The organism is Pseudomonas sp. (assembly GCF_036404235.1).
Classification (GTDB): domain Bacteria; phylum Pseudomonadota; class Gammaproteobacteria; order Pseudomonadales; family Pseudomonadaceae; genus Aquipseudomonas.
In genome coordinates this window covers 40762-49990 of the sequence record NZ_DASWOT010000145.1, presented here as the reverse complement: position 1 = coordinate 49990, position 9229 = coordinate 40762, and the positions used below count along the sequence as shown (strand labels likewise).

General features: G+C 60.4%; 7 protein-coding genes and 1 riboswitch. Of the genes, 6 read left to right on the top strand and 1 reads right to left on the bottom strand.

Going from position 1 to position 9229, the window contains the following annotated elements; translation table 11 throughout:
* Positions 1 to 426 precede the first annotated feature (426 nt).
* Entirely contained in the window at positions 427 to 954 is a 528-nt protein-coding gene (locus VGC62_RS18285; protein WP_331188487.1) for a hypothetical protein, read from the bottom strand.
* Between the two features lie 299 nt (positions 955 to 1253).
* A riboswitch (guanidine-I (ykkC/yxkD leader) is annotated at positions 1254 to 1355 on the top strand.
* Positions 1356 to 1414: 59 nt separating this feature from the next.
* Here VGC62_RS18285 and VGC62_RS18280 point away from each other — a divergent pair.
* The 6 genes from VGC62_RS18280 to uca all read left to right on the top strand — a co-directional run bounded on the left by VGC62_RS18280 (position 1415) and on the right by uca (position 9208).
* The gene (locus VGC62_RS18280) at positions 1415 to 2482 is read left to right on the top strand and encodes a putative urea ABC transporter substrate-binding protein (protein ID WP_331188486.1); all 1068 of its coding nucleotides are present in this window, start codon (positions 1415 to 1417) and stop codon (positions 2480 to 2482) included.
* A 27-nt stretch (positions 2483 to 2509) separates the two neighbouring features.
* Positions 2510 to 3325 carry an ABC transporter permease gene (locus VGC62_RS18275; protein WP_331188485.1) on the top strand — a complete coding sequence of 272 codons (816 nt, stop codon included), beginning with the start codon at positions 2510 to 2512 and terminating at the stop codon, positions 3323 to 3325.
* The gene (locus VGC62_RS18270) at positions 3322 to 4086 is read left to right on the top strand and encodes an ABC transporter ATP-binding protein (protein WP_331188484.1); all 765 of its coding nucleotides are present in this window, start codon (positions 3322 to 3324) and stop codon (positions 4084 to 4086) included. The genes VGC62_RS18275 and VGC62_RS18270 overlap by 4 nt, the downstream gene beginning before the upstream one ends.
* 11 nt (positions 4087 to 4097) lie before the next feature.
* A complete protein-coding gene (locus VGC62_RS18265; RefSeq protein WP_331188483.1) occupies positions 4098 to 4835 on the top strand; it encodes an urea amidolyase associated protein UAAP1 in 738 nt (245 codons plus the stop codon).
* An 11-nt stretch (positions 4836 to 4846) separates the two neighbouring features.
* Entirely contained in the window at positions 4847 to 5455 is a 609-nt protein-coding gene (locus VGC62_RS18260; RefSeq protein WP_331188482.1) for an urea amidolyase associated protein UAAP2, read from the top strand.
* A gap of 129 nt (positions 5456 to 5584) precedes the next feature.
* Positions 5585 to 9208 carry an urea carboxylase gene (uca, locus tag VGC62_RS18255; RefSeq protein WP_331188481.1) on the top strand — a complete coding sequence of 1208 codons (3624 nt, stop codon included), beginning with the start codon at positions 5585 to 5587 and terminating at the stop codon, positions 9206 to 9208.
* The last annotated feature ends 21 nt before the right edge of the window (positions 9209 to 9229 follow it).

Here is a 9229-nt window from a genome sequence, read left to right as displayed (position 1 = left end):
GATTTGTCGGAATATTAACGGCCGCTGACCGCAACGCCCGTTTTCGCAGGAGCTGACGAGCCCGGGCGAGGCGACCGGCGCGGTGCGCCTGAGACACCACCTCGCGAACAAGCTCACCCCAGGGCGTTCTGGTCAAAACATTAGCGATGACGAATTGTAGAAGCGGGCTTGTCCCGCGACCGGCGGGGAACCCGTCGTAAAACCTGTGCTCGCGGTGTGACAGGCAAACCGCGCTCCGACAGCAGCACTGACACATTGAAGACATACGCCATCCGCAGCATTTGATACGGCCACGCTTTTCAGCGAAAAACACCTGCTGAAAGCTTGGCCGGGAACAGAGTACGCAGAAACATTTCACGTTAGGGGCGTATGCGTCTGGACCATGGGCGATCTCTTATAGCTGATGTGAACTTTTGTGTTCAGACTTCAGCGATTCCCGCCACCTCGACCGCCCTGGCCACGACCACCGCCACCAGGGCCACCAGGGCCACCACGGCCCGGACCGCCGGGGCCGTGCCCGCCGCCATGACTGTCGCTCCAGTCGGGACGAGAGCCATTGCCTGGTCCACCACCACCCGGACGCGGGCCCGGATGATAACCCGACCCTGGACGTGGACCACCCTGCCAGCCCGAACCGCCGCCGTAACCAGGGCGCGGGCCTGCGTTCCAGCCAGGCCCTCCATAACCAGGACGCGGACCGCCGTAGCCGGGTCTTGGGCCTTGGTAATAACGAGGCGGTGGCGAGTAATAGCGTGGCCCCGGCGAGTAGTAACGCGGAGTCACGTACACGCCGGATCGGTAGTAAGGTCGATAAGTGTCATACATATAGGCACTGCCATACCCGCCGCCGTAGACCGGCTGCGTGTACACATCTCGTTCGTAGTAGTCGGAACCTCCATAGCAACCGGCGAGAGTCAGGGTCATCAAAATGGTGAGTAAGCTTCGTCGATACATGGCGGCCTCCTGGACCGCGGTAGAGCTCGAACCAGCGACGCTGGCCGGCATCCGCCAAACCACTGACGGACAAACGATAAGACTGCAATATTGTGACCAAGTGCCCCGACACGCACCACAGCCGCCAGACGGCGCCCCGTGATGGTGCGTTCTCTCATCCAAAAACGGGAATCTGGACTTTTCAATCTACGTTGGCATCCAGCGATCGCACAGCCGCCAAGGCTTTCATATAATTGGCACAACTCTCGCTTACAAAACCAACGTGCAGGAGTCAACACAGGTTCGCGGCACCACAATTTGCAATAGCCGACTAGGGTTCCGGCTCGCCAAAAGCGAGTGGCTGGTCCGAGAGTTGGCGACCTCCAGTAGAGGTTACACGGCGGGATAAAAGCCCGGGAGACAGGACACCAGTGGTGTCGCCGTGCTCCCGACCGCCCTTTTTCGCTACTGGAGATACCCCATGCAAAAGTCCCGTCTATTGAGTCTGCTCACCGCAGGCGTCTTCGCAGCTCTCAGCCTCTCGGCCACCGCCGCCCCGAAAAAAGATTTCAACGTCTGCTGGACCATCTACGCTGGCTGGATGCCATGGGAATACGCGGGCACCCAAGGCATCGTCGACAAGTGGGCCAAGAAGTACGACATCAACATCAAAGTCACCCAACTCAACGATTACGTCGAATCCATCAACCAATACACCGCTGGCCAGTTTGACGGCTGCACCATGACCAACATGGACGCCCTGACTATCCCGGCAGCGGGTGGCGTGGAAAGCACCGCGCTGATCGTCAGCGACTTCTCTAACGGCAACGACGGCATCGTGATCAAGGGCCAAGGCAAGAAAGTCGCCGACCTCAAAGGCATGGACGTCAACCTGGTCGAGCTGTCGGTTTCCCACTACCTGCTGGCCCGCGCCCTGGACAGCGTCGACCTTACCGAAAAAGACCTGAAGGTCGTCAATACTTCCGATGCTGACATCGCCGCCGCTTTCAACACCAACGAAGTCAAGGCCGTCACCACCTGGAACCCGATGCTGTCAGAGATCAAGGCCAAGCCTGGCGTCACTGAGGTGTTCGACTCCAGCGAGATCCCTGGCGAGATCATGGACATGATGGTGGTCAACACCCAGACCCTGAAAGACAACCCTGCTTTAGGCAAAGCCCTGACCGGTGCCTGGTTTGAAGTGATGGACACCATGAACGCCAAGACGGCTGCATCCACCGCCGCACTGGAGCACATGGCCAAAGCCTCCGGCACTGACCTGGAAGGCTTCAAGTCGCAACTGGCGACCACCAAGCTGTTCTTCACCCCGAAGGAAACCCTTGAGTTCGCCACCAGCAAACAGCTGCCGACCACCATGCGCAAAGTGGCTGACTTCTCGTTCGAACACGGCTTGCTGGGTGAAGGCGCCAAGGACGCCAGCGCTGTGGGCATGACCTTCGCCAATAACGTGACCGAAGGCAACAAAGGCAACCTCAAGCTGCACTTCGACCCGAGCTACGTGCAGATGGCGGCGGACGGCAAGTTGTAACTCACGAATCGTTCAAAGGTCATTGTCATGCGTTTGATTAACCGCCGACCGGATCGCGCCAGCCGTTTGATTCTGGTGATCCTGCCGTTCGCCCTGTTGCTGCTCGCCTACTTCATGGGCTCAGCAACGCGGCTGACGGAAAACCCCAACGACAAGCTGTTGCCCAGCGCTGTGCAAATGACCGAGGCGATCAAACGCGTAGCGATTGTTCCGGATACACGTACTGGCGAGTACCTGCTGTGGCAAGACAGCGCCGCCAGCTTGCAACGGCTGGTGATCGGTCTGGGCATCAGCGCCATTGTTGGGTTGTGCCTGGGCATTGCGTCGGGGATTGTGCCGCTGTTTGGCGCACCGTTGTCGCCGCTGCTGACGGTGCTGTCGATGGTGCCACCGCTGGCGATCCTGCCGATTTTATTTATCGTCTTCGGTTTGGGCGAGCTGTCGAAAGTGATGCTGATTGTCATCGGCATCACGCCGATTCTGGCCCGTGATCTGGAACAGCGAGCACGGGAAATTCCGGTCGAGCTGTTGATCAAGGCGCAGACCCTCGGCGCTTCGACCTGGACGCTGATCCTGCGGGTGGTGCTGCCGCAGCTGCTGCCGCGCTTGTTGATTTCCCTGCGGCTGGTGCTGGGGTCGGCGTGGTTGTTTCTGATCGCCGCCGAAGCCATCGCGTCCACAGACGGCCTCGGCTACCGGATATTTCTGGTGCGGCGTTACCTGGCGATGGACGTGATCTTGCCCTACGTGGTGTGGATTACCCTGCTCGCCTGGCTGATGGATTGGGGCCTCAAGGCGCTGACCCGCAAAGCCTTTCCCTGGTACGAGGGAGCCCGCCCATGAGTTTCATTTCAGTGAACAACGTCTGGCAACAATACGACGATCAAGTGGTGCTCGAAGGCCTGAACCTGAGCGTGGCCGAGGGTGAGTTCTGCACGCTGGTCGGTGCGTCGGGCTGCGGCAAGTCGACCTTTCTGCGCCTGCTGTTGGGCCAGGAAGTGCCGAGCAAAGGCTCGATTCTGCTGGACGGCAAACCACTGGCCAGCGAACCGGATTCCAGCCGTGGCGTGGTCTTTCAACGCTATTCGGTGTTCCCGCACCTGAGTGTGGTGGACAACGTGGCATTGGGCCTGGAACTGCCACGTTCGGCGCTGCTCGGTCGGCTGTTTGGTAATGCCAAGCGTGAGGCCCGGGAACAGGCATCGGCCTTACTGCACAAGGTCGGCCTCGGCCATGCGCTGGACAAATACCCCACGCAACTGTCGGGCGGCATGCAACAACGTCTGGCCATCGCTCAGGCCTTGATCATGAAGCCCCGCGTTTTGCTGCTCGATGAACCTTTTGGCGCACTCGATCCGGGCATCCGCAAAGACATGCACGTCTTGCTGCTGGAGCTGTGGCGCGAGACGCAACTGACCGTGTTCATGGTTACTCACGATTTATCCGAAGGCTTCAACCTCGGCACGCGCCTGATGGTGTTCGACAAGGTCCGCCACGACCCGCACGCGCCTGGGGCCTATGGCGCGCGCATCACTTACGACATTCCCTTGAACAGTGATCGCCGCGCAGCCCGCGCTGCTTTTGAATCGCTGCAAACGGTATAGAGGACTTTTACATGACTGATTCCACCACCTTGTTTCCGCTCCTGTTTCCTGTCATCGCCGAAGACATTCTGCCCGGTGGCGGCCATTTGTCGTTCGTGCTCAAGCGCGGCGAACTGCTGCGCCTGACCGACCTCAACGGCAACGCCAACGTCAGCCTGACGATGCTCAACGCCAACGAGAAAAGCGAGCGCCTGAACCTGCCCGATAGCCTCAAATGCCAGCACACCGCCAAGCTCACCAGCGGCCATTGCCTGTATTCGGACATGGGCCGGGTGCTGGCCGCTATCACCGCCGATACCTGCGGCTGGAGTGACAGCATCGGCGGCGTGCTCTGCGCAGAAGAAGTCGCCGAAAAATATGGTCAGGGCCGCTATCAGGAACTGCGCAACGGTTTTTTCCGTAATGGCGCCGACAACCTGTTGGTCGAACTGGGCAAATGGGGCCTGGGTCTTGCTGACCTGTTGATGACCCTGAACCTGTTCAGCCGGGTCAATGTGGACAACGAAGGTCGCCTCGCTTTCGTCCCTCACAACTCTAAAGCCGGTGATTACATCGAGTTGTACGCGCCAATGGACACACTCGTCGTGCTGACCGCGCTGCAACACCCGATGGACCCCAACCCCGAATACGCCCCGCAACCAGTGAAACTGACCTGGATGAAAGCCGACGCCAGCGTGGCTGAGCACTGCCGCACCTCGCGCGCAGAAAACGTGCGCGGCTTCATCAATACCGACCGCTTGTTCGCCTGAGGATCATTGCCATGACAGCTCCCGTTTCCATCACCCACATCGCGGCAGGCGAACCTTCACTGACCGAACTCAAGGCCGGACAAACCCTGCGTTTGCTGGACCTTGAAGGCAATCAGGCAGTCGACACGCTGTTTTACAGCCTGGCCAACCCACGCGAACGCTACGACGTACAGCGCACATTACGGCGGCAGAACAACGTGTACCTGAGCAAAGGCAGCGTGCTGTATTCCAACCTCGGCCGGCCCATGCTGACCATCGTCGAAGACACCTGCGGTCGCCACGACACCCTCGGCGGGGCCTGTGCGCAAGAGAGCAACACCGTGCGTTACGCCCTGGAAAAACGCCACATGCACAGTTGCCGCGATAACTACCTGCGCGCCTGTGCCCACGATGGGCGACTGAGCAAGCGCGACATCAGCCCCAACATCAACTTCTTCATGAACGTGCCGGTCACTGCCGATGGCGGCTTGACGTTTGAAGACGGCATTTCCGGTGCAGGCAAGTACGTTGAATTGCGCGCAGAAATGGACGTCATCGTGCTGATTTCCAACTGCCCGCAATTGAACAATCCGTGCAATGGCTACAACCCGACCCCGGCCGAGCTGCTGGTCTGGGATTGACCCTGCGGCGCTGATTTTTGAACGCGTCACGACGGACGACCGTCGTGCAGAACAATCAACAGCGGGACGGCCCGCTTCCCATTCGAGACCGGCACAGCCTGTAAAAAGCTGGGCTCAGGGGTTAATACCATGTTCGACAAACTGCTTATCGCCAATCGCGGCGCCATTGCCTGCCGCATCCTGCGTACCCTGCGCGCGTTGAACGTCGAGGGCATTGCGGTCTACTCCGAAGCCGACGCCGCGAGCCTGCACATACGCGAAGCCGATCAGGCCCATAGCCTCGGTGAAGGCGGCGCAGCGGGTACTTATCTGGCCGTCGACAAAATCCTCGCCATCGCCAAAGCGACCGGCGCCAAAGCGATTCACCCAGGTTATGGGTTTCTCTCGGAGAACGCTGCATTCGCCCAGACTTGCGAAGATGCAGGCATCGCATTCGTCGGCCCAACGCCACAACAGCTTCGGGTGTTCGGCCTCAAGCACACCGCCCGGGCGCTGGCCAAGCAGCACGGCGTGCCGATGCTTGAAGGCACCGAACTGCTGGACGGTATTGAGTCCGCGCTCACAGCCGCTGAGCAGATCGGCTATCCGGTGATGCTCAAAAGCACAGCGGGCGGTGGCGGTATCGGCATGCGTGTGTGCCGCAGCGCCAGCGAACTGAGCGAATCGTTCGAGGCGGTCAAGCGTCTGGGGCAGAACAACTTCAGCGACGCGGGTGTGTTCATCGAGAAATACATCCAGCGCGCCCGTCACCTGGAGGTGCAGGTGTTCGGCGACGGCCAAGGCGAAGTGATTGCCCTTGGCGTGCGCGACTGCTCAGTACAACGCCGTAATCAGAAAGTCCTCGAAGAAACCCCCGCGCCGAACTTGCCTGACGGGATGGCTGACGAGCTGTGTGCTGCCGCAATCAAGCTGGCCAAAGCGGTGGATTACCGCAGCGCCGGGACCGTCGAGTTTGTTTTCGACAGCGACGATCAGCGCTTTTACTTCCTCGAAGTGAATACCCGCTTGCAGGTCGAGCACGGCGTGACCGAGCAGGTGTGGAATGTCGATCTGGTGAGTTGGATGGTGCAACTGGCGGCGGGTGATCTGCCGCCGCTGTCCGAATTGCAGGCGGGATTGAAAGCCAACGGCCACGCTATTCAGGCGCGGCTGTATGCCGAAGATCCAGGGCGGGACTTTCAGCCGAGCCCTGGCTTGCTGACCGCTGTGCATTTCCCTGTTGCCGATGGCACGCGTTTGCGCATCGATACCTGGGTTGAAGCCGGTTGTGAGATTCCACCTTTTTTCGATCCGATGATCGCCAAGCTGATCAGTTGGGCACCCGACCGGAAAACAGCCAGTGCCGGTTTGGCTCAGGCCTTGAGCGACAGCCGTTTGTACGGTGTGGAAACCAATCGTGATTATTTGCGGCAGATCATCGCCGATGTGCCGTTCGCCAGTGGCCAGCCGTGGACGCGCTGTCTTGAGGGTCTGGTCTACCGCGCCGACACGTTTGAAGTGTTGAGCGGCGGCACGCAAACCAGCATTCAGGATTATCCCGGTCGCCTGGGGTATTGGGCGGTGGGCGTTCCCCCGTCAGGGCCGATGGACAGTCGCTCCTTACGTTTGGGCAACGTGCTGCTGGGTAACCCGCAAGGCTGCGCCGCGCTGGAAATCACCATGAGCGGGCCGACGCTGCGCTTTAACACCGATGCCGTGGTGGCAGTGACCGGTGCCGTGATTGCACTGACGCTCGATGGCATATCGCAGCCGATGAACACGGCGCTGTGGGTGAGTGCCGGTTCGACGCTGGCATTGGGCACGATTCTCGGCGCTGGCGCACGCAGCTATCTGTGCGTGCGTGGCGGGCTGGATGTGCCGGATTATCTGGGCAGCAAAAGTACCTTCACCCTGGGGCAATTTGGCGGGCACGGCGGGCGAGCGTTGCGAGCGGGTGACGTGCTGCACGTGACGCCTCTGGTTGATCGTAGCGTCGGCCAGCAGCTTGCAGCCGAGCAGGTTCAGGACTTGCCGACCGTACGCGATATCCGGGTGATTTACGGCCCCCACGGCGCGCCGGAATACTTCACCGAAAACTACATCCAGACCTTTTTCGCCACCGATTGGGAAGTGCATTTCAACTCCAGCCGCACCGGTGTGCGCCTGATCGGGCCGAAGCCGGAATGGGTGCGGGCCGATGGTGGCGAGGCCGGTTTGCATCCGTCGAACATTCACGACAACCCGTATGCCATCGGCGCGGTAGATTTCACCGGCGACATGCCAGTGATTCTGGGCCCGGACGGCCCGAGCCTGGGCGGATTCGTCTGCCCTGTGACGATCATCGAGGCCGATCTTTGGCAGTTAGGGCAGCTCAAGGCTGGGGATAAAGTGCGGTTTCATCCTGTCGCCGTGGACGCCGCCCGAGCGCTCTTCTGTAGGAGCCAACGTGTTGGCGAGACAGGCGCCTCGGTTTGCGCTCAGACCGTCTCGCGAATGAATTCGCTCCTACAGGGGCTCGCCCTGAAATCGCCGATTGTGTTGGACATTGGCAGTGACGACACCCGCCTGGTCGCCCGCCTGTCCGGCGACACTCATCTGCTACTGGAAATCGGCGCGCCAGAGCTGGATCTGGTACTGCGCTTGCGTGGGCACGCCTTGATGCAGGCACTGCAAGCCAAGGCGCTGCATGGCGTGATCGACCTGACGCCCGGCATTCGTTCGCTGCAAGTGCATTACCAGCCGGAGCAACTGCCACTCGCCGATCTGCTGAGCATCATCGCCGGCGAATGGGACGCGGTGTGCGCCAGCAAAAACCTCGAAGTGCCGTCGCGCATCGTCCACTTGCCATTGTCTTGGGACGACCCGGCCTGTCAGTTGGCAATCGAAAAATACATGACCACCGTGCGCAAGGACGCGCCGTGGTGCCCAAGCAATCTGGAGTTCATCCGCCGCATCAACGACCTGCCAAATCTGGACGAAGTGCAGCGCACGGTGTTTGACGCAAGCTATCTGGTGATGGGCCTGGGCGACGTTTACCTCGGCGCTCCGGTGGCCACGCCACTGGACCCGCGTCATCGTCTGGTGACCACCAAATACAACCCGGCCCGCACCTGGACTGCCGAGAACTCAGTGGGCATCGGCGGCGCATACATGTGCGTCTATGGCATGGAAGGCCCCGGTGGTTATCAGTTTGTGGGCCGCACGTTGCAGATGTGGAACCGCTATCGAGAAGTCGCGGCGTTCGACGGCAAACCCTGGCTGCTGCGCTTTTTCGATCAGATCCGCTTCTTCCCGGTGAGCGCCGACGAACTGCTGCGCATCCGCCGGGATTTCCCGCTCGGTCGCTACCCGCTGCAAATCGAACACAGCAGCCTGAACCTCGCCGATTACCAAGCGTTTCTCGCCCGCGAAGCCAAGGGCATCGCGGCGTTTCGCAAACATCAACAGAGCGCCTTTCAAGCCGAGCGCGAGCGTTGGATTGCCAACGGCCAAGCCACGTTCGAGAGCGAAGAAGCCGTCGCCGAGGCCACTGATGAGGCGCCGCTGGACGCCGGGCAGATGAGCGTCGACAGCCATATCGCCGGCAACCTGTGGCAGGTGCAAGTCAATGTCGGCCAACGCGTCGAAGCTGGGGAAACGCTGGTGATTCTTGAGTCGATGAAAATGGAAATCCCCCTGCTGGCGCCGCTGGCAGGTAGGGTACTGGAAGTGCGTGTGCAACCCGGATCGGCCGTGCGGGCCGGGCAGCGGGTGGTGGTGCTGGAAACAGAATGAAGCGTTTTTACTTTTCTAACG